The 20,223-nt window shown below is 61.5% G+C and carries 16 protein-coding genes; 7 read left to right on the top strand and 9 right to left on the bottom strand.

Annotation, left to right across the window (positions count from 1 at the left end):
* Positions 1–318: 318 nt before the first annotated feature.
* The 4 genes from AB3X94_RS08910 to galE all read left to right on the top strand — a co-directional run bounded on the left by AB3X94_RS08910 (position 319) and on the right by galE (position 4,711).
* Complete coding sequence (locus AB3X94_RS08910; protein ID WP_368611304.1) at positions 319–1,581, top strand: oligosaccharide flippase family protein; 1,263 nt, start codon at positions 319–321, stop codon at positions 1,579–1,581.
* Positions 1,578–2,408, top strand: a complete 831-nt coding sequence (locus AB3X94_RS08915) for a glycosyltransferase (RefSeq protein WP_368611305.1) — start codon at positions 1,578–1,580, stop codon at positions 2,406–2,408. Before AB3X94_RS08910 ends, AB3X94_RS08915 begins: the two co-directional genes overlap by 4 nt.
* 119 nt (positions 2,409–2,527) lie before the next feature.
* Positions 2,528–3,676 carry a glycosyltransferase family 4 protein gene (locus AB3X94_RS08920; protein ID WP_176109362.1) on the top strand — a complete coding sequence of 383 codons (1,149 nt, stop codon included), beginning with the start codon at positions 2,528–2,530 and terminating at the stop codon, positions 3,674–3,676.
* 12 nt (positions 3,677–3,688) lie between these two features.
* The gene (gene galE, locus AB3X94_RS08925) at positions 3,689–4,711 is read left to right on the top strand and encodes a UDP-glucose 4-epimerase GalE (RefSeq protein WP_176109363.1); all 1,023 of its coding nucleotides are present in this window, start codon (positions 3,689–3,691) and stop codon (positions 4,709–4,711) included.
* A gap of 79 nt (positions 4,712–4,790) precedes the next feature.
* On the opposite strand, the gene AB3X94_RS08930 is transcribed toward galE, so the two are convergent.
* From AB3X94_RS08930 to AB3X94_RS08945, 4 genes are all read right to left on the bottom strand, one after another.
* The gene (locus AB3X94_RS08930; RefSeq protein WP_368611306.1) at positions 4,791–5,513 is read right to left on the bottom strand and encodes a hypothetical protein; all 723 of its coding nucleotides are present in this window, start codon (positions 5,511–5,513) and stop codon (positions 4,791–4,793) included.
* Between the two features lie 40 nt (positions 5,514–5,553).
* Positions 5,554–5,871, bottom strand: coding sequence for a hypothetical protein (locus AB3X94_RS08935; RefSeq protein WP_368611307.1), 318 nt, complete (start codon positions 5,869–5,871; stop codon positions 5,554–5,556).
* A gap of 95 nt (positions 5,872–5,966) precedes the next feature.
* Entirely contained in the window at positions 5,967–6,215 is a 249-nt protein-coding gene (locus tag AB3X94_RS08940; RefSeq protein ID WP_368611308.1) for a hypothetical protein, read from the bottom strand.
* A gap of 104 nt (positions 6,216–6,319) precedes the next feature.
* A complete protein-coding gene (locus tag AB3X94_RS08945; RefSeq protein ID WP_368611309.1) occupies positions 6,320–7,885 on the bottom strand; it encodes a methyl-accepting chemotaxis protein in 1,566 nt (521 codons plus the stop codon).
* Positions 7,886–8,134: 249 nt separating this feature from the next.
* Between AB3X94_RS08945 and AB3X94_RS08950 the strand changes: the two genes are divergently transcribed.
* Positions 8,135–9,235, top strand: coding sequence for a glycosyltransferase (locus AB3X94_RS08950; protein ID WP_368611310.1), 1,101 nt, complete (start codon positions 8,135–8,137; stop codon positions 9,233–9,235).
* A 266-nt stretch (positions 9,236–9,501) separates the two neighbouring features.
* On the opposite strand, the gene AB3X94_RS08955 is transcribed toward AB3X94_RS08950, so the two are convergent.
* The gene (locus AB3X94_RS08955) at positions 9,502–9,699 is read right to left on the bottom strand and encodes a nuclease-related domain-containing protein (protein WP_368611311.1); all 198 of its coding nucleotides are present in this window, start codon (positions 9,697–9,699) and stop codon (positions 9,502–9,504) included.
* A 359-nt stretch (positions 9,700–10,058) separates the two neighbouring features.
* Entirely contained in the window at positions 10,059–10,682 is a 624-nt protein-coding gene (locus AB3X94_RS08960) for a hypothetical protein (RefSeq protein WP_368611312.1), read from the bottom strand.
* Between the two features lie 2,052 nt (positions 10,683–12,734).
* Between AB3X94_RS08960 and AB3X94_RS08965 the strand changes: the two genes are divergently transcribed.
* Together AB3X94_RS08965 and AB3X94_RS08970 are read left to right on the top strand one after the other, a co-directional pair.
* Positions 12,735–13,847: an integrase domain-containing protein gene (locus AB3X94_RS08965; protein WP_368611313.1), complete on the top strand. Its 1,113-nt coding sequence runs from the start codon at positions 12,735–12,737 to the stop codon at positions 13,845–13,847.
* Positions 13,840–14,208, top strand: a complete 369-nt coding sequence (locus tag AB3X94_RS08970) for a hypothetical protein (protein WP_368611314.1) — start codon at positions 13,840–13,842, stop codon at positions 14,206–14,208. Before AB3X94_RS08965 ends, AB3X94_RS08970 begins: the two co-directional genes overlap by 8 nt.
* Before the next feature lie 508 nt (positions 14,209–14,716).
* On the opposite strand, the gene AB3X94_RS08975 is transcribed toward AB3X94_RS08970, so the two are convergent.
* The 3 genes from AB3X94_RS08975 to AB3X94_RS08985 form a co-directional block, all read right to left on the bottom strand.
* On the bottom strand, positions 14,717–15,379 hold the full coding sequence (locus AB3X94_RS08975; RefSeq protein WP_368611315.1) for a nuclease-related domain-containing protein: 663 nt from the start codon (positions 15,377–15,379) through the stop codon (positions 14,717–14,719).
* Positions 15,380–17,237: 1,858 nt separating this feature from the next.
* A complete protein-coding gene (locus tag AB3X94_RS08980) occupies positions 17,238–19,154 on the bottom strand; it encodes a polysaccharide biosynthesis protein (protein WP_368611316.1) in 1,917 nt (638 codons plus the stop codon).
* An 11-nt stretch (positions 19,155–19,165) separates the two neighbouring features.
* Positions 19,166–20,188: a glycosyltransferase family 4 protein gene (locus AB3X94_RS08985; RefSeq protein ID WP_368611317.1), complete on the bottom strand. Its 1,023-nt coding sequence runs from the start codon at positions 20,186–20,188 to the stop codon at positions 19,166–19,168.
* Between the last annotated feature and the right edge of the window lie 35 nt (positions 20,189–20,223).

Raw genomic sequence — 20,223 nt, forward strand, 5'->3', positions numbered from 1 at the left:
TCACTTGCGTGCAATGGAAAATTTTGACCTGCGCACAGACGATAACCGGTAAAAACGCGGAAAAAATCGCATTAAAAACCACCGTAATACGCGCGTAAAAAAACCGCGTTATCACGCCTCGTTGCGCCCTTGCCGGAAGCGGTCCGGTTCCAACTTATAATTGCGTTCTTCTGACCAGCCTGAATAACGCCATTCTAATGCTTAGACGCCCTCCCTTTGTAAAGTTGCCGTGGCTGCCGGCCGGGCGAACGCGCATAGCGCCGCATGCATGGCCGCACGAGGCGGCTTGACCGACGCGCAGCGGCGAGCGGCCAACGGATGCTGACACTCAAGCGCTTCGCCAATCCCGACGTCACGCGCGCGTTTACGAACATCGTCTGGCTGGGTCTCGAACGGCTCACGCAGATCGGCGTGGCAATCGTGATCAGCGGCATCCTCGCGCGTTACTTCGGACCCGATACGTTCGGCAAATGGCAGTACGCGAACACGCTGCTGCTGGTGCTGTCGCCGATCACATGGGTGTGCGGCGCGGAAATCCTCGTACCGACCATCGTCAACCGGCCGCCCGAACAACTCGGTACCGTACTCGGCAGCGCGTTCGCGTTGCGTTTCTCCGTCTCGGCCGTCGCGCTGCTGCTCACGTGGCTCGGCATTGCGCTGCATTTCTTCGAGCCGCTCGTCGGCGCGATGCTCGCCGGCCTCGCGCTCACGATGCTGTTTCGCGAGCCGTTCGTCGGCGTGATCAACGCGTGGCTGCAAAGCATGACCTACAGCAAGCCGCAGTTGCTGACCAGCATGAGCACCGCTGTGATCAAGGCCGGCCTCGTCTATCTGCTGGTGCGCGCGACGGCCGCGCCCGCACGTTTCGGCTGGCTGTGGGCGCTCGAATCGGCGGCGATCGGCGCGGTGCTGTTGCTCTACTTCGTGCGCCGGCATGGCGGCAAGCTGGGCTGGCATGTCGAACGTTCGCTCTTCAAGCACTTCGCGAGCACGGGCACGGTATTCTGGCTCGGGCTCATCTGTATGTATCTGTTCCTGAAGCTGGACCGGCTGATGCTCGAGCGCGCGATTTCGTTCGCCGACCTCGGACGCTACTCGGCCGCCCAGCAGTTGAATGAAAACTGGATCACGCTCGCGCTGATGCTCGCGCAAACCATTGCGCCCGCCTTCGTCTACCGCGTGCAAGGCATCGCGCAACTGCGCCGCAACATGTGGCGGCTCACCGCGCTGACCGCCGTGCTGATGGTGGGCGGCGCGTTCGTGCTCGATCTGCTCGCGGGCGTCATCATCCGCCGCGTGTTCGGGCCGGATTTCGAAGGCGCGATCGAGATCTTCCGCTGGGCCGTGTGGCTGTCGGTGCCCGCGGGTATCGAGGCGATCGGCAATCTGGTCGTGCTCAAGTATCAGGCCAAGTTCGTGTTGCTGGCGAAGTGGCTGCTCGCGCTCGCCGTCGCGTTCGCCGTCAATCTATTGGCGATCCCGCGACTCGGCGCGTATGGCGCGCTCGTCGGCCTCGCGGCCGGCTATCTGGCGGCCGCCTCGGTTAATCTTTATTACATCCGTTTCAAATTGCGCCCATGACGAATTCATCCGCCACCGCGCAAACCACGCTCGACGACGTCGCGGTGCTGATGCCCGCCTACAACGGCCAGGCGGACGTCGATTCTACGCTCGCGTCGTTTGAAGAAAGTGCGCTGGTGCACGTTTTGATCGTCGATGACGGCAGCACACCGCCGATCGTCGCGCCCACGCTGCCGAACCTGAAGATCGAAGTGCTGCGCATGGCGCGCAACAGCGGCATCGAGCGCGCGCTGCAAACCGGCATCGATGCGCTCGCGCAGCGCGGCTTTCGTTTTGCGGCGCGCATCGACGCGGGCGATCGCGCGGTGCCCCAGCGGCTCGCGAAGCAACGCGCGTTCATGGGAGCGCATCCGAACGTGGCGGGCCTCGGCATGTGGACCCAGGTCGTCACGCGTGCGGGCGAGCCGCTTTTCATGCTGACGCCGCCGGCCGAGCCCTATGTAATTCGGCGCCAGCGCTTTTTCCGCTCGTGCCTCGCGCATCCGTCGATGATGCTGCGTATCGATGCCGTCCGCACAGTCGGCAACTACCGCGCCGCGTATCCTTCGGCCGAGGACCTCGATCTGTTCTTACGTCTGATGGAACGCTACGACTGCGCGAATCTGCCGGAGCTCGGCCTTTTCTATGAGCTGAACGAAGGCGGCATCAGCGCGACGAAGCGGCGCCGGCAGATCGGTTCGACGCTGCGTTTGCAGTTGCGCTACTTCAACGTGGCCAATCCATACGACTGGCTGGGCCTCGCGAAGAATCTGTCGCATCTGCTGCTGCCTTATCGCACGTTGCAGCGGGTCAAGCGCGCGCTGCTCACGCCGCGCGCGAGCCGTTGAGGCGCGCCGCGTGTGAGCGCTGTCGCTGCCGCCTGGTTCGCTGAGCTTCGCGCCGCTGCGTACGGCGCTGTTTTCGTATCACTGGTCCACACTTCATTCAACGCCGTGCCCTTTTTCGCATGAAGCCCTCTTTCAAGTCGACGCCCGCGCTGCGCATTACACTCGTCTGCAACACGGCCTGGGCAATCTATACGTATCGGCAAGGGCTGATCCGCACACTGATCGGGCGCGGGGTCGATGTGACGGTGCTTGCGCCGCGCGACCGCACGTTCGAGCTGCTCGCCGCGATGGGCTGCCGTTGCATCGAGCTGCCGATGGCGTCGAAGGGCACGAGTCCGGGCGAAGATCTGCGCACGCTCTTCGCGCTCTATCGGCAGTACAGGACGATCCGTCCGCATGTGGTGTTTCACTACACGATCAAGCCGAACATCTACGGCTCGATCGCGGCGAAGCTGGCTGGCGTGCAGTCGGTGGCGGTCACCACCGGGCTCGGCTATGTGTTCATCCAGCACAGCCGCGCCGCGCAGATCGCTAAAAGGCTGTATCGTTTCGCGTTCCGCTTTCCGCGTGAAGTGTGGTTCCTGAATCGCGACGATCAGGCCGCGTTCATCGACGGCAAGCTGCTCGCGCATCCCGAGCGCGCGCGGCTGTTGCACGGCGAGGGCGTCGATCTCGAACAGTTCGCGTTCACGCCGCTGCGCGCTCGGGCGGAGTTTCGCTTCGTGCTGATCGGGCGGCTGCTGTGGGACAAGGGCGTCGGCGAATACGTCGAGGCCGCGCGGCAATTGCGCGCGCGCTATCCTCATGCGCGCTTCCAGTTGCTCGGGCCGGTAGGCGTCGACAATCCGAGCGCGATCACGCGCGACGAAGTCGCCGCGTGGGAACAGGAGGGCGTGATCGAATATCTGGGCGAAGCGCACGACGTGCGGCCGTTCATCGCCGATGCCGATTGTGTCGTGCTACCGTCGTATCGCGAAGGCGTGCCGCGCACGCTGATGGAAGCATCGGCGATGGGCCGGCCGATCGTCGCGACCGACGTGCCCGGCTGCCGCGAGGTAGTGGCCGACGGTGTCAACGGCTTGTTGTGCGAAGCGCGCAATGCGCAGAGCCTCGCCGCGAGTCTCGCGCGCATGCTCGATATGAGCGACGCGGAGCGGCGCGCGATGGCGGAACGCGGCCGGCAGAAAGTCGCGACCGAATTCGACGAACGCATGGTCGTCGAAACGTATAAAGACCTGGTCCAGAAAATCACGGGTGTTTTACTTTAAGGGAGCAACAGCATGACCACGAAGGGCACGATTCTGGTAACCGGCGGCGCGGGTTTCATCGGCTCGCACACCTGCGTCGAACTGCTGAACGGCGGCTACGACGTCGTGGTGATCGACAACCTCGTAAATAGCAAGCGCGAATCGTTGCGGCGCGTCGAGCAAATAACCGGCCGTGCGGTGAGCTTCTATGACAACGACGCGCGCGACGCAGCCGCGCTGCAGCGCATTTTCGATGCGCATCCGATCACCGGCGCGATCCATTTCGCGGCGCTGAAAGCCGTCGGCGAATCGGTCGCGAAGCCGATCGAGTATTACGCGAACAACGTCGGCAGCCTGCTGACGCTGCTCGGCGTGATGCGCGATCGCAACGTCAAGCAGTTCGTGTTCAGTTCGTCGGCCACGGTGTACGGCGTGCCGAAAAGCTCGCCGATCGACGAATCGTTCCCGCTGTCGGCGACCAATCCGTATGGTCAATCGAAGCTGATTGCCGAGCAGATCTTGCGCGATCTGGAAGTGTCGGACCCGTCGTGGCGCATCGCGACGCTGCGCTACTTCAATCCGGTTGGCGCGCATGAGAGCGGCCTGATCGGCGAAGATCCGGCCGGCATTCCGAACAACCTGATGCCGTACGTCGCGCAGGTCGCGGTCGGCAAGCTCGAAAAGCTGCGCGTATTCGGCGGCGACTACGAGACGCCCGACGGCACCGGCGTGCGCGATTACATCCACGTGGTCGATCTCGCGCGCGGGCATCTCGCCGCGCTCGATGCGCTCGCCGAGCGCGATGCGAGCTTCGTCGTCAATCTGGGCACGGGCCAGGGCTATAGCGTGCTCGACGTGGTGCGCTCGTTCGAGAAGGCGTCGGGCCGACCGGTGCCGTACGAGATCGTCGCGCGCCGCCCGGGCGACGTCGCGCAGTGTTTCGCGGACCCGAGCGCGGCCGAGAAGATCATCGGCTGGCGCGCGCAGTTCGGTATCGAGCGCATGTGCGCGGACCACTGGCGCTGGCAGTCGACGAATCCGCAGGGGTTTGCTTAACGCGCTTCGGCGTCATCGCGTCGGGATAAAAAACGGCGGCGGCATTCGCATAACGCGGATACCGCCGCCGTTTGCTCGCCTACTGCGCGGATTCGCGCGGATAAAAATACAAGCCGGCAACGTTCAACGCACCGGTCATTCCTTCCTTCGGCACCGCCGACACCAGAAAACGCCTGTGGGCGCCTCGCATTTCGTCAGGCGTGCAGTGCGCCGCTCGGCTGAACACGAGCTGCCAGTTTTGCGCGATGCAAAACGGCACACTGCCCTGACGCTTCGCGTACGCTTCGATGCCCACCAGAATTGGCCACAGCCGTTCCCAATCCGCGGATCCATCGAGGTCGAAGACCGCGATGCCGCTCCCCACATCGAGATTGCGGATAGTCGAGTAAGCAGCCGGAATTCGCGGATCGTCGTACTGGGAAACGTTTTCAGGCGGCTGATGAATCCGGATCGCCGTGAAAGCCGCCACGATCACACAAACGATCACGGCAACGGGCACGGTCGCCGCTGCCACATTGTCGACGAAGCGCTTGACCAGCAGCGTCAGCGCCAGAGCAGGAACGACGTAGTAGAAAATTCCGACATAGGTCAGCGAAAGATCGTCGACGCCGAAAGCGGCATAGAAGACGAAGGCGACTGTCGCGCTCGCCAGCGCCAGCGACAATGCACGCTCAGGCGCGACGCGGCTTTCATTGTCGCGCGCGGGATCGTTCGTCACGAGCACAGCACAAGCCGCCGCGCCCAGCAGGATGCCGAAGAGTCCGTTAATCCAGAAAACTCCGGCGAAACGCGCTGCGTTCACTAAACGATTCGCTCGGTGGACATGGCTAAAAGCGGCATATTCAGCGAGCGGTCCGGGATCTGACGGAAATCCAGGTATTGGCTATCAGCGCGCACCCCAGCATGACGGCCGTCATACCCAGAAAAGAAGCACGACCGTTCAGCAAAAATCCAAGGCTTACGGCAAGGAGCATAAGCCCGTCTGCGCGTCCCATGATCAATGCGGCTACGGACACCGTGAACGCCGCAAAAGCAAAGTAGTAGAGATGCGGGAACCAGGGACCCGCGAAGGCCTGGTAGTTGATGTAAGCGGTGACACCAACGAATAGGGCCGTGGTGACGACGGCTGCTGCGGTGGCGCCCCTCGTCGCCTGCTGCATCCTGATCAAAAGCGTCCCGATTGCCGCGATCCAGAAAGCGGAAAGCAGCGCAACCGCAAGAATCTGACCGGAAAACGGCGACGCGACCGCGTGCGTCAGGTCGAAAATACGGTCTCGCCCGCGGCAAGCGCGTAAAGAAGCGCAGGACCAGGATGATTGAACCCCACGCGCGAGTAATGTCCGACGAGCAGCTTCAGATGCTTTGCGTCGTCGCTCAGCAACGAGTTCGCCGCAAAGTCTCCGACCTCGTGCAATTGCGCTGACGGAAAGGTCTGACCGAACACGATGATGAACAGCCAGACACAGAGCGCCGAAATAACGAACGCTGCCAACCCTTCGAGCATCGAACACCTGTTTTCGTTTTATCCAACCAGATGGAAAACAGGGTTCTAAGGTAGCTGTCGGCGCGCTCTGTCATCGACAATCACGCATTTCTTCCGGTCGGAAACTAAGCCGCCGCCCCCGACTCTTCGAGCCGGAACACGGCAATGGCTTCCTTCAGAATGACAGCCTGCTCCTCCAGCGACTTCGCCGCGGCCGCCGCCTGCTCGACGAGCGCCGCGTTGTGCTGGGTGACCTCGTCGATCTGCGACACCGCCTTGTTGACCTGCTCGATGCCGTCGCTCTGTTCGAGTGCCGAGGCCTCGATCTCGCTCATCACGCCGGTTACACGCTCGACGGCCTTCATCGCTTCCTGAATCGTCTTCTGCGCATCCGACACCAGCGACGCACCTTCCTCGACCTTCGCCGCCGACTCGCCGATCAGCTCCTTGATCTCCTTGGCCGCCGCGCCGGAGCGCTGCGCGAGGCTGCGCACTTCCGAGGCGACCACCGCGAAGCCGCGGCCCTGCTCACCCGCGCGAGCCGCTTCGACGGCCGCGTTCAGCGCGAGGATGTTGGTCTGGAACGCGATCCCCTCGATCATGCCGATGATCTCGGTGACCTTGCGCGATGAATCGCTGATGCCGTCCATCGTCTCCGTCACGCGCGACACCACCTTGCCGCCGCGCGTGACCGTATCGAGCGCGCCGTGCGCGAGGCGGTTCGCCTGCTTCGCGTTGTCGGCGTTCTGCTTCACGGTCGCCGACAGCTGCTCCATGCTCGCCGCGGTCTCCTGCAGTGCGGCCGCCTGCTGCTCGGTGCGCGCCGACAGATCGGCATTGCCCGACGCGATCTCGTTCGCGCCCTGCGTGATCGCGCTCGTGCTGCCGCGCACCTTGCCGACCGTTTCGACGAGGCCGTCGCGCATCCGCGTCAGCGCGCCGAGCAGCTGACCCATCTCGTTGCGCGATTTCACCTTGATCGCGACGCTCAGGTCACCGGCCGCGATGCGCTCGAAGTGCTTGACCGTCGCGTTGACCGGCTTGATCAGCGCCGACGACAACGCGACGCGCGCGCCCACGGCAATCACGAGCGCGATCACCGCGATCGCGCCGAACAGCACTGTCGCGAGCTGGAAGCGGCGCGCGCCGGTCGCGGCCTGCTGATGCTGATTGTCCATCTGCGCTTTTTCGAGCGCGTCGATCGACTTCGAGTAAGACGCGTACAGGCTGTTCGCGGTATCCCCCTGGATGGTACGGAAGGTGTTGAAGTCGAAGTCGGTCAGTGCCTTGAATTCCGGTTCGACCGCCTTGTCGACGAACGCCGCGCGCGCTTCGCCGACGCTGTGCGCGAGCTTGCGCTCGGCGTCGCTCGCGAACGGGCCGGCCATGTAGTTGTGGAAGTCGTCGTTCGATTCGACCAGTACCTTGTGCGCGGCCGGCAGCAGATCGTCGGTCTGCTTGCCGATACTGAACAACGTCTGATAGGTACCCAGCGCGAGTTGCACCTGCAGAAGCTTCTCGGAACTCGCCTTCAGATGCGACAGCGCGGCCTCGCTGCGCTGCGTGTCGTCGAGGCTGTCGTTGGCGAGCTTCAGCGCGCCGTATCCGACAGCGATGACTGTCAGCAGGAAGGCGACGAATACGCTGATCACGAGCGTCAGTCCGCCGCGAATTGTGATGTTGTTTAGCATGGGGTCTCCGGAACGCCTTTGTTGCGCGCGACTGACACTTCGTCGCATCCAGGTTTACGGTTGCGGCGCGCGTGCGGCGCATAGGGGGAATCCATGAGGAGCGAGTGCTGACGGGCCTCTGAGGGCCGCCTCGATCTCGCTATCTGGGATATTCCTGCTGGCCCTCCTGAAAGCTTTGCGTCCCTGCCGCGCGCCGGCCGCCGTGCGTTTCGTTTGTATAATTCCGCGTCTTCGCTCAGGCCCATTTTCATGCTTAGTTTTGCGCTCGGCTTTCTCGTCTCTCTGCTGATCACGCTGTTGATCGTGCGCTATGCGCATCTGCATGAAAAATTTTCGACCGATACCGATCTGGCCGGCGTGCAGAAATTCCATGTGCGTCCGGTGCCGCGCATCGGCGGGACCGGGATTCTGCTCGGGCTGCTCGCCGCCGCGGTGCAATTGCATCGTGCGTATCCGGCCGTGTCGGGCAGCATTCTCGGGCTGATCGCGTGCGGCATGCCGGCGTTCGGCTCGGGGCTCGTCGAGGATCTGACCAAGCGCGTGTCGCCGCTCGTACGCCTCGTCTGCACGATGGCGGCCGCCGCCCTCGCCTGGTTCTTTCTCGACATCGCGGTCACGCGCATCAGCGTGCCGCCGCTCGACTTTCTGCTGTCATATGCGGCGATCTCGTTCGTGGTCACGGTGCTCGCGGTCGCGGCGCTCGCCAACGCGATCAATATCATCGACGGCTTCAACGGCCTCGCGTCGATGGTCGCGTTCATGATGTTCGCGTCGCTCGCGTATGTGGCGTTCCAGGTGCACGACCCGGTCGTGCTGTCGGCGTCGTTCATGATGATGGGCGCGGTGCTCGGCTTCTTCATCTGGAACTTCCCGGCCGGGCTGATTTTTCTCGGCGACGGCGGCGCGTACTTCATCGGCTTCATGCTCGCCGAGCTGTCGATCCTGCTCGTGATGCGCAATCGCGACGTATCCGCGTGGTATCCGGTGCTGCTCTTCATGTACCCGATCTTCGAGACCTGCTTCTCGATCTACCGCAAGAAGTTCATTCGCGGCATGTCGCCGGGCATTCCGGACGGCGTGCATCTGCATATGCTGGTCTACAAGCGGCTGATGCGCTGGGCGGTCGGCGCGCGCACCGCGCGCGAGCTGACGCGCCGCAACTCGCTGACGTCACCGTACCTGTGGCTGCTGTGCCTGATCGCGGTCGTGCCGGCGACGCTGTTCTGGCGGCACACGCTGCATCTGTTCTGCTTCGTTGTCGTATTTGCGGCGACTTATGTGTGGCTTTATGTGAGCATCGTGCGGTTCAAGTCGCCGAGGTGGATGGTGGTGAGGAAGGGGAAGCGGTGAAAGCAGGTCAGCCCCTCCAACTATTGACGCTGGCGAAGGGCGCTTCACCCCACGCCGTGCGGGCGGCCTCCTACACGCGTTGACGGTGTTCGGCAAATGTTTGTGGGCGTGTATCTGCATGCCGCAGGATTACGTCGGCGATCTTGCGAACGGGCACGCGACCGATCCCCGTACGGACAAACGGCTGCCGGTACACCCGCAGGTGCCGATAAAGTTCGCTAAGCTCATGCAACGCCGTCGGAAGCGTGCGGGCCACCATTACCGCTTCATGCGAAAAAAGCACCGAGCCCTTCGACAATGCACAGCCGCGGCGGAAGGAGCTTGCGCAGAAACCGCACCTTCGCGGCGTTCTGCTTGATTGGCGAGATGCGCACGAACCGCTGCCCGTCAATCGTCGTAAGCCTGACCGTATCGTCGGTCTCACCGTGTGTGACCACACCAGTCCAATGCTTGGTTTCAGCCACGAAGACTCCGAACGGCGCAATCGCCAGATGATCGATTTCAGCAGTCGGAAAGGCGCTCCCCGGCGCGTGATTCGGAATAAGCCCATCCAATATTGATTGGCCAGTCCCTCGCCGCACAGGCGCATGAGGTGCCAGCGCAGTTCGGCTGACACCTCCCTCTCCCCTTCTCGCCCGCACACTTGGGCAGAGGCCGCCCGTGCTTCTCGAACTGCGTCATCAGCCGAACGTTTATCGCTAAAGCTCAGATACGCATACAGCAATGCACTCGCGAGCCCGAAGATTGTGTGAGTCAGCATGCTGGTTTCTCCTTTGACTATGTAGGTGAAACCAGCGTATCGAGCGCTATGGGAAGTCAACCATCAGTTCTTGATCGTGAGGCCTGGAGGAAGCTCCTTTCGTGGCGGCCGGCCTTCGTTGAGGGCCTGAAATACGGCATGCGTGGTCGTCCCCAGCGCGCGGGCTGCCTTGCGAAGGTTGCCGCGGTGCTCCGTCAGGGCCTCCATGGCCTTGTCGCTGGTGAGCACCGGAATGTCCGGTCGCATGCATGCAGCCGAACCCCGGATGCGCTCATCTTTCTCGTCGACGCCTGCCTCGCGTGCCGGAACAGGCAGAATGAGCAAGGTAAGAAGTGCGCGCCTTCTGATCCAAAGCAGGAACTGGTGCCAATGCTCAAGCTTTTCGGCCGCGTCCTCCGATGTGAGCCGTTGCGCGGACCAGCGAGCGACCAGGAAGCGCAAGTGCTTGCCCTGAAAGTTGAGCGGCGTTTGGGGCGCATATCCGCTGGCGCGCAGCGCCTCAAAGCCCGCCAACAGCTCCGCCACCCGACGGCATTGTGTTTCGTCCGGCACGGGAGTTTTCGTGCCAGTGCGCCTATCAAACGTCGACTTAACCCTGCCACGGGCAAGCCTGCGGAATTCCCGTCTGAATTCGGATGGTAGATTGCTACAGGCAATGACGTACCGGTAATCGTAGAGAACGTACATATCTGTCTTCCTTGTGTTGAGGCCGTGGTCCCGGCATGCCACACAGGCATCGACGGGCGTTGAGCGGCGCGACGAGCGCGCCGCCGTTTGGGGATGCGCTGTTTATCGGGCCGCGCGCGCCACGGACAAGGAAGTGCGCTGCCGATGGCTAGCCGCCATCGGTATGCAGTAAGAAATAGATTGGGGCGATCGACGCTACACGTCACCCCGACGGGAACGGTCGTCAGACAGCGTGCGGAAAAAAGAACAAAGAAAGGAAGGACAGCCGAAACGGGCACTAAAACTGTGCGCCTCTGAGCTATAGGGGCCCTGAAACGAATTGGACGTGCACGGGCGAACGGATCCGCCGACAGGCTGACCGAAAACAACACGGCAGCTATGGCGGTTCAAGGTCGATGCGTCGTAGACGCAGGCGCCAATATACTCCTACGCCTTCAAGACTCGCAAGCTCGCGGCTCACGTCAGCATGCTATGCTGATCGCACCCAAACCACGGGGCACTCGCATGGACATCTCAGGGCCGGTACTCGGAATTGCCGCAATCATCATGGGCCTTGGCTGGATGGGGCGGCGCGGGGCAGTGAGGCAAAGAGGGCAGCGTATGACGCAACGATCACACGCCGTCGCTTCCGTACGCACAGAATTGCATTGCCCGCATTGCGGACAGCCTATCGGCGATCAGGATTTCGCGCGGCATCACGCGCCGACGGCCTATCGGCCGTCCAGGCCGTCACCGTATCCCCGACGGCCGCGCACCTGAGCGCGACGGTTCCACGACCTGTGCGCGGTGGGCCACCTGGCACGGTGAGCTTCTTCGCGAACGCAAGCGCGCGGCCTGCGTCGATTGTGGCGGTCACCTGACCGCGCCGCATATAACCGTCATGGATGGAGCGGCCTATTGGACGAAGCGCACGCCGACCGGCGCGTCGTACCTAGCCAACGGGACGGCAAGGTCTCTCGCCCCTTTTTGTATTACCTCCGCTCGCCGACGTTCAGATCGCGCAAAGCCTCGAGAGCATATTCCCAACATCATCGTCGGCCTGGCGGAATCGTGTGCGATCGCAGGCCACCCTGTGCCGCTGCGCCACAATGAGCGCACACCTGGGGGCACGGAGCTGGCGCTTCGCTTATTCGGAGCGATGCGCCCCTTCCTCTATCCGAGCGCCTGTGTTCTAATTGCGGCACCGTCCGCTCACGTCACGAGCATCGACTATCACACTCCCTCGTGGGGGTTTGGGGGTTTTTTCACCCAATTTCTTGAAGTGCTTTGCTCCGTTTAACGGCGAAGGCAAAGCGCTTTGCAAAATTCGTGTTGACCGCATTAACACGGATCCAGCCTGCGCTGCTCAAATTCGAGCCTTTTCCGCTCCCTTGGAGTTTTCAACGCATCAGTTGCGCGGGATGCTCATCTGACCGTTCTCTGATGAGACTGAAGTCCATGTCGCGTCGTAACCAGTCACCGACTGGGAAATAACTGGTCGCCATAAAATGCAAGTTTCTTGCAGGCGAATTTTCTTGCAACATGCCAGGGACCTGCTCCCTCACGCACCGCCATAGATTCTGGCGGCACTGCCGCAACGCGACCATGCCGTCAATATATTCCAGACGGCGAGGAAGCCTCTCTCTTCCGGAAATACAACGCGGCATCCATCAAGACAGACCTTGCGTTCCATTCATTGCCAGATGTTCATGAATGCCGCAAGCGTTTCCAAAGGCAACTCCTCGCCCCGTAATGGGTAAAGGAAAGGTGTCTTTCGCAGACACCGGCCGCTCCCCGCTACGCGTCGACGCAGTTCCTGCACGCGGGCGTCCCCTTCCCTCAGAACCTTTTTCCTTCAAGGGCCTATCCGTAACCGGATCCTACAGCTCAACGCATTCCCCGGCCCCCAATTCGATGACATTACGTACGCGCTGGCCCGCCCCCGCCCAGCCGGTCATTGCGGGCACCCGAAGTGGTGCGGATCTGTCACGAGCTAGTCGTGACTGGGGCCGTGCTCGCCATCCCCGCGCGCGAGCATGAGTTGAGAAGCGGGTCACAGCCGGGAGTTTGCCAATGAGCATGATGTCAAAGGCCATACACGATTCTGCAGTGAGCAGCAAAAAGGCAGGCGGTAGCTTTGCCACACAGCAGAACAGGCGGTTCGATACAACAGGCCTTCTGCGCTTTGCCAGACAGGTGGGCGAGTTACGCACATCGATCAGTGATATTCCGGAATGGGTGATTCATGCCTATGCCCAGTACTGCATGGCGCAGGGCAAAACCGCAGGCACCCTTGCGAACATATTTTCGGCTGTGCGCGTCACATCGCGCCATGCAGGCCGCGACATCGACGACGTCTGCAACAACAAGAAACTTCGACTCGTTCGGCGAATAAGGAAAGGTACGAAGCGTGCCATGACCCCGACGGAAATCGGGCAGTTGATCGTGAGAGCGCAGGGAATAGACGAGGGGCTGATGCGCATGATATCGGTCGCGCTGCATCTCGGGCTGCGACGCAAGGAGGCGCTAATGTGTCCGCCCGATCTCGAAATGTGGATCGACGCACTTCTGCGGGGCGATAGCACACTCCCGGTTATGCGCGGCTCAAAAAACGCCAGACCACGGCAAGTGCGAATCATTGAGAGCGATAGGTCGCAGACGATCGAAGCGCTTCGCTCCGCGCTCACTTATTGTCGCGAAAACAATTTCGAATTGATTACTGGCAATGGCAAGACTCTAAAATCTGCGATGAATCGGGTGAGGGCGCTCCTCCGCCGGGCAGGCATGGTTGGACCCATCAGCTTTCATTCGCTTCGATACACCTATGCGATCAGGAGTGCACTCGAAATGCTCGACGGAGGATCGGCCCCATATGAGGTACTCGTGGAGCTCAGTGAATCACTCGGCCACGGACCGACACGCGTCCAGATGATTCTTGGGCACTACTGTCAGACGATCAGGGACCGGTTTGACGGTCAAATCGCGCAGCACAACATCGACGTCGACCGGCGCCGCCCACCGCGCAAACTGCCGCGTTCAACAGCGCGTATTCTAGCGAAACGTCAACACGGCGCACTCAGTGGCTATCCTATTGGCCGGCTCAGCGCAGCACACGATCCGGTAGATCCGCATGGCGACGCGCCGATAGAAGCGTATCCTTCAAGGCCTGAGGCAACCAATGTCTAATACCTCACTTCTTGAGCAAATCAAGCTTTGCGCCGACAACATAGGGGTCAACGAAATGACGTGCAACGTCATGACTAACGTCTGGCTCGATTTCGAAAGCTACATGGCTGAAAATTCGGTGCGTCCAACTCGACTGCAGGACCTGAATATGGCAACGCTTTCGACCTTTTTCGAAATCCGCTCGAAGCGATGCGCCGATGTGGAACTGCTTCTTCTGGAGATCACCTGCATCCGGCTTGTGTTGCTCGAATCAGGCTTCGCGCACAAAGAGCTGACAGACCTGCGTGTTCGCATAAAGAGGAAACGGCTTGGCAATGATAAAAACGGTAAATACCGATTTGCGAAAGTACTTTGTCCTTGACCGATAAGCCCAAAGCCACGAGGCGTGCGTTGCGGTGCGTGGGCCGGAAGCAACGTGTCGGCCAAAGTTTAGTCGCGAGCCAAAGCACGAACTGTTCGAAGCTCGAGGAGCCTGGCAAACGCTGAGCGGATAAAATACTTGCTCGATGACGGCTGAATGCCGCCACGCGTGCGGCGTCAGGCAAAAGGCAAGATCCAAAGGGGTGTTCCACGCCGGGTCTCCGATGGTTTCGTGATTCGTGGCAATAGCGCGTGGATGCGCCTGGTGCTGGGAGGGGTCGGCTCCGCGGCAAGGCGATGAATTGGATGGCGACCATCGGGAGCGGTAGCGACGCATGAGAGAACGTTTGCCCCCGATGCCCGCGGTCGCGCATCGAGATTAAGTTTCCGCTTTGGCGGCAACACATCATCCAACCGGGAGCGGCACAGAGGCGATATTGCGGCGCCGTACCGATGGACCGGTACTGATTCCTTGTTTTCGAATTGCCCCGGCGCACCGTTTGCCGGTGTTAGCTCCTGCCCCAATCCGCGCATCGCGCTTGCAGACCTGCCGCGATTCTTTGGGGATCGAGGTATTGGAGACTGTTGCCGCGAAAGCGATTCAGCCGCGTTCGCATAAAATGAGGAAGCTCAGACAGTACCAAGATTGTTTCCGGCAGCGTGGGATCGATCTCGCAATGGGATGCGTCCAATACTGCAATGCATTCAACGGGGCAGTTGTAGCCTGTCAGTACAGCACGCAGGTGTCGAAGAGCGGGCTTTGCCCTGCGCAATGGAGAGGTCTCAACTGATACAACACCAGGCCTCTCATGAATGAGGACTTCATCCTCGTCCATCGAACGCTTCACGGCCCCCCTCCAATGGTATTGATCAATGATAAACACTCCAAACTCGGTCGCAGCAAGACAATCTATCCACGTCGTCGGATTGCGCGTGCCCGGTGCATGCTCGAATAGGACTCCACATCGCACAACGAACGAACGGTCGCACACTGTGCGCAATACGTCTGAAACGTTCCTTGATAACGAAAGAGACAAGCCTCGCTGACACGCCATCCAACCGTCCCGGTCCGCGACTAGCCCTCGGAAATCGAAGGGGCGATCTTGGTGGCATGAGGCAGCGGAGGATACATCTGTTGCCACAAGAGGAGGAACTATCCTAACCTGTTTCATTTTGTTTTCCGTTAGTTGACTACAGAGGGTTGGCAGAAGACCTGCCGTCTATGATCGGAAACACCTTTCGACAGATGATTAGATTTTTTCAACATATTGGCGGTGGAGAGATAAGCGACAAAAGACATCAAATTTTTGTCTTCCAATGCAGTCCTAAAGAAAATCAACTCAGCCGGCAGCCATTACCATGTCATTCTGGCCGACGAAACGTCACTACTTCTTTTGGTGGTGCAGTGCTGATTCTGCCCATTGGGTTCCGAAGCTCGATTTCTGCGGAGCCAACCTGTTCGATCGACTGGCAGTTTGCGTCAGGTCACATCGAAGATCATGTATCTTGATGACTTCAGCGTGCCACGTTCTGCAAGAAGTCAAGACATCCGCCTCGGCAAGTCGAATCGCAGAAGTGGCAGATCATCCTATGTGTCATAGTCGACACGCCAGTCATTCGCACTTCGGGGCAACCGCTGTCTAGACCGGACCCGACGGGGAGGGACGCGGGCAACCAAGCGCCATAAGCGATCAACAGTGCTGCAATGCCGACGCACGTCCGTCAGTTTTTCCGCTTCCGGAGCGGCCAAGGTATGTCGGGCAGATTCATCCACTGTCTGCTGAGCCGCAGTCAGTCCTGGGAGAGGCAAGTTTGGCGGCATCGACGCGAGCAGTGAATGACGACCGCCGCCGTTGAGAGAGCCGCAGTCGCAATTTCAAATTGCCGAATCAGCGACGCCCGATATCGCTGACGATTGGGGACAGTTGAAGGGCCGGGATTTCCAACGAGCTTTAGCAGGACCACCACACCTTGCAACGCTCGATCCGGTCCACCCGAACAGGTGCACTTATCGGAGGTTCGTAGCGGATTCTTGCCCCCTTTTGCCAGTGTCGCTCGATTACTTCGTCCGTAAAGGACGTCGCGATGCGCCCTGCGCGGCGACAATAAGTTTGGCCGGCCGGCCATCCTGCTTGACGCTATCTAGCGCCCGCCCCCGAGCTCCGCTGACAGGTTGGATAACTTCGTGAAACTGTCTCATCCCGGCAAAGGCATACGGCGGGGCCGCATCACGAACGCAAGCATGCCCATGTTCGATGCGCGCTCATCGGATCGTCATGCTGCAGCTAAAATCGCGATCCTTCAGCGACGTGCTGAGCGTGCAGTGCCCGGAATTCGGAAGATCGGGTTTTCGGCTAAACCCGGCTAGGCCGGCGGTTTCGCACTCTGTGGTCAATGGCAAGCCAAGACAAAACTTGCATCACTGTCGCATTTGAGGCCACAGATTTTATCTAGGCCATTGAGCCCCACATCGCGCGGCTCTATCGGCCCGAAGCGGCGAGGTAAGACGGATACGCAGGAGCACTCTATGGGCGAGTACCGAGCAGCGGCCGGACAACCCTCCCGTCACACTAGGTGGCAAATGGTAACGGCACGACTGTCGAACCTAGACTGTGGCAGTTCAACGAGGTTTCGATTGTATTGCGCCAATCCGCGCAGATCAGAATGATCGATGGTCGGATAACCGACTCGTCCCAGCCGCTGAAGCATATCGTTGGCTGGCGAACATCTATATCGCGCTCATCTTGCCGTCCGCGCACGTATTTCCGCTTCCACTAGTCACCAGACTTGCCCTTGGGCGTATTGAGGCGACCCGTTACTTGCCTTTGGGATGACCAGAGATGCGATCTGCGTATTGCTCGAGGACTACGTTTTGCGATGCATTGCGGATACGCTGCGCCTGCAGCGACGCTGGGCTTCATTCCGTGTCTTGAACTGACCGCACGTCACATAGTTTGACGAAGGTCGCGATATGACAAGCGGTATTTACCAACGCCTGAAAAACGCGCGTTGTAAGACATTGCCGACGACCTATACCAGCCGGCCTTCGTCTGACAATGGCCCACTTTGCGATGCCCGGGGTACCGTCATCACGCTGCGGAACTGGGGGGGCGTCGCCGGCGAATACTCCGGCACCCAGCGCCGCAGATCGCGCCGCACTTCATCGTCGGCCGGCACGCGATGCTGCATCAGCCACGGCAGCAGGTTGTCGATCAGGCTGTCCGGCACCTCGCGCGCCTGCGCGATGCGCAGCTTCGGGTGCGGCGTGCGCGTGGTGGTTTCGTCGTCGGCGAGCAGTTCCTCGTAGAGCTTCTCGCCCGGGCGCAGGCCCGTGAACACGACGCGAATCTGCTCTTCGGTGAAGCCGTACAGGCGGATCAGATCGTGCGCGAGATCGGCGATACGCACCGGCTTGCCCATGTCGAGAATGAAAATCTCGCCGCCGCGCCCCATGCTCGATGCCTGCAACACGAGTTGCGAAGCCTCCGGAATCGTCATGAAAAACCGCGTGATTTCCGGATGCGTGACCGTCACCGGCCCGCCGCGCGCGATTTGCTCCTGAAACTTGGGAATCACGCTGCCCGCGCTGCCGAGCACGTTGCCGAAGCGCACGGTCTCGAACTGCGTGCGCCGTGCGCCCTGCTGCTGCAGCGCCGAGCACGCCATCTCCGCGAGCCGCTTGCTCGCGCCCATCACGTTGGTCGGGTTGACGGCCTTGTCGGTCGAGATCAGCACGAAATGCGCGACGTCGTGGCGGATCGCCGCGCGCGCGACGCGGTACGTGCCGAGCACGTTATTGCGCACCGCCTGCCACGTGTTGACCTCTTCCATCAACGGCACGTGCTTGTAGGCCGCCGCATGAAATACGATGTGCGGACAGTAGCGCGCCATCACCTGATCGAGCAGCAGCGAATCCTTCACGTCGCCGACGAGCGGCACCACCGACACTTCCGGATACTTGTCGCGCAGCTCTTCGTTCAGGCGATAGATCGAGAACTCGGAGATGTCGAAGGCGACCAGTTGCACCGGACCGAAGCGCAGAATCTGCCGGCACAGCTCCGAGCCGATCGAGCCGCCCGCGCCCGTCACCATCACGACGCGGTTCTTCAGCAGCGCGGCGACGTGCTCGGTATCGATCGTCACCGGATCGCGGCCGAGCAGGTCTTCGAGATCGATCTGCCGCACCCGCGACAGGAATGCCTGGCCTTGCGTGAGCGGCGTGAGCGCGGGCAGCGTCATCGCGCGTACGCCGGCGCGCACGCACAGCGTGGCGATGCGCCGATGCGCTTCCACCGACGCCGACGGCACCGCGATGATCACGTGCTCGACCTTCAGCTCCGTGCAGATTTTCTGCAGATCGCTGATCGCGCCAACCACGCGATAGCCATAGATTTCACGGCCCTGCTTGATCGGATCGTCGTCGAGCAGACCGACGAGGCGCCATTGGCCCGAACGCTTCAGCTCGCGCACGAGGTTCGCGCCGGCATTGCCCGCGCCAAGCACGAGCACCGGCTTGCCCTGGCCGACCAGCCCGCCGTAGCGATAGAACTCCTTGGCCGCGCGATACAGCGCGCGTGAGCCGCCCATGGTCAGGAACAGCAGCATCGGCGACACGATCAGCACCGAGCGCGGCACGACCGGCGCGGGCTGCAACAGCGCCGAGCCGATCACGACGACGAGCGCGCCGACGCCGATCGCTTTCGCGATCCGCACGAGATCGGGCAGGCTCGCGAACACCCACATGCCGCGATAGAGGCCGTAGCTGCGAAACATCACCGCGTAGATCAGCAGCACCCACGCGAGTGCATGCAGCCCGCTCGACCAGAACGGCGCGGGCACCGGTCCGTTGAACCGGATCACATAGGCCAGCATCCAGGCCATGGCCACCGCGCACAGGTCGAACGCAAACGCACTGAACGAAAGCCATCTGGCTTTGAAGCTTTTCATTGCGCAGAACCTCAGATTGGCCCGGAACGGGACACATGGCGCCGCCAGCGGCGATCAATACACAGCCCTGCGATGACCAGCACGGCGGCCCATGCGACGACAACAAGCCATTGATACATAGGAGCGAATTGTAGCGCCCAGAGAGCAAGCATTATGCCCGCCGCCATGAACAAGTACCAAATCCACGCGGTCGATGCGTGCCCCAAACCCGACTGCACCAGTCTTTGATAGTAGTGTTCACGATGCGCCTGCCAAAATTTTTCACCGCGCAGCAGGCGCTTGAGCAGCGTGACCGACGCATCGCCAATAAATGGCGCAAAGCACAGCGCCGGAAACCACACCGGCCACACGCCCTCGCGCCACCCCCAATAGCCGAGGGCGCCGGCCAGAAAGCCGAGCGGGATCGAGCCGGCGTCGCCGAGAAAGATGCGCGCTGGGTGAAAGTTGAACAGCAGAAAGCCCGCGGCCGCGCCCGCGACGATCAGGCTCGCCGTCGCCAGCGCCGGGTCCGCATGCGACGACAGCGAGGCGGCCACCGCATAGCCGCCGAAGCCGAACAGCGCCATGCCGCCAGCGAGGCCGTCGGAGCCGTCCATGAAGTTGTAAAGATTGACGAGCCACACGAGCAAAACCGCCATGCACACGAGCGCCCACCACGGCACCTCGGCCGGATAGACCGCGATGAGCGCCGCCACCGCCGCCGCGTGGCCGCCGAAGCGCACGCGTGCGGGCAAGCCGCGGCGATCGTCGATCTGAGACAGCGCCGCGAGCAGCGCCGCGGCAAGCGTGGGCAGCCACAGCGACGGCGCCGCGAGCGCGATCAGCAGCACCGCGACCGGCACGATCCCCCATCCGCCGACGCGCGGCGTCGGGCGCGTGTGCAGCGAGCGGTCGTTGGGGATGTCGGTGGCAAGCCGCCACGCGAGGCCGCTGCGCAGCAGCGTCCAGAGGATCGCCGCGCATGCGGCGAGCGCGGCGACGCCCCACGGCAGCAGCGAGACGATGGGAAAGGCAGTGTGTGAAGCGAGCGGCATCGATAGGGTTTGGCGGTTCAGGTCGGAGTCAAGGC

The sequence above is a fragment of the Paraburkholderia sp. BR10923 genome (assembly GCF_040948765.1).
Lineage (GTDB): Bacteria > Pseudomonadota > Gammaproteobacteria > Burkholderiales > Burkholderiaceae > Paraburkholderia > Paraburkholderia youngii.

What these genes read in the sequence shown, in the direction of transcription:
- AB3X94_RS08910 (WP_368611304.1), top strand. Translation starts at nt 319, where the DNA reads ATGCTGACACTCAAGCGCTTCGCCAATCCCGACGTCACGCGCGCGTTT.
- AB3X94_RS08915 (WP_368611305.1), top strand. Translation starts at nt 1,578, where the DNA reads ATGACGAATTCATCCGCCACCGCGCAAACCACGCTCGACGACGTCGCG.
- AB3X94_RS08920 (WP_176109362.1), top strand. Translation starts at nt 2,528, where the DNA reads ATGAAGCCCTCTTTCAAGTCGACGCCCGCGCTGCGCATTACACTCGTC.
- galE (WP_176109363.1), top strand. Translation starts at nt 3,689, where the DNA reads ATGACCACGAAGGGCACGATTCTGGTAACCGGCGGCGCGGGTTTCATC.
- AB3X94_RS08935 (WP_368611307.1), bottom strand. Translation starts at nt 5,871, where the DNA reads ATGCAGCAGGCGACGAGGGGCGCCACCGCAGCAGCCGTCGTCACCACG.
- AB3X94_RS08940 (WP_368611308.1), bottom strand. Translation starts at nt 6,215, where the DNA reads ATGCTCGAAGGGTTGGCAGCGTTCGTTATTTCGGCGCTCTGTGTCTGG.
- AB3X94_RS08945 (WP_368611309.1), bottom strand. Translation starts at nt 7,885, where the DNA reads ATGCTAAACAACATCACAATTCGCGGCGGACTGACGCTCGTGATCAGC.
- AB3X94_RS08950 (WP_368611310.1), top strand. Translation starts at nt 8,135, where the DNA reads ATGCTTAGTTTTGCGCTCGGCTTTCTCGTCTCTCTGCTGATCACGCTG.
- AB3X94_RS08960 (WP_368611312.1), bottom strand. Translation starts at nt 10,682, where the DNA reads ATGTACGTTCTCTACGATTACCGGTACGTCATTGCCTGTAGCAATCTA.
- AB3X94_RS08965 (WP_368611313.1), top strand. Translation starts at nt 12,735, where the DNA reads ATGAGCATGATGTCAAAGGCCATACACGATTCTGCAGTGAGCAGCAAA.
- AB3X94_RS08970 (WP_368611314.1), top strand. Translation starts at nt 13,840, where the DNA reads ATGTCTAATACCTCACTTCTTGAGCAAATCAAGCTTTGCGCCGACAAC.
- AB3X94_RS08975 (WP_368611315.1), bottom strand. Translation starts at nt 15,379, where the DNA reads ATGAAACAGGTTAGGATAGTTCCTCCTCTTGTGGCAACAGATGTATCC.
- AB3X94_RS08980 (WP_368611316.1), bottom strand. Translation starts at nt 19,154, where the DNA reads ATGAAAAGCTTCAAAGCCAGATGGCTTTCGTTCAGTGCGTTTGCGTTC.
- AB3X94_RS08985 (WP_368611317.1), bottom strand. Translation starts at nt 20,188, where the DNA reads ATGCCGCTCGCTTCACACACTGCCTTTCCCATCGTCTCGCTGCTGCCG.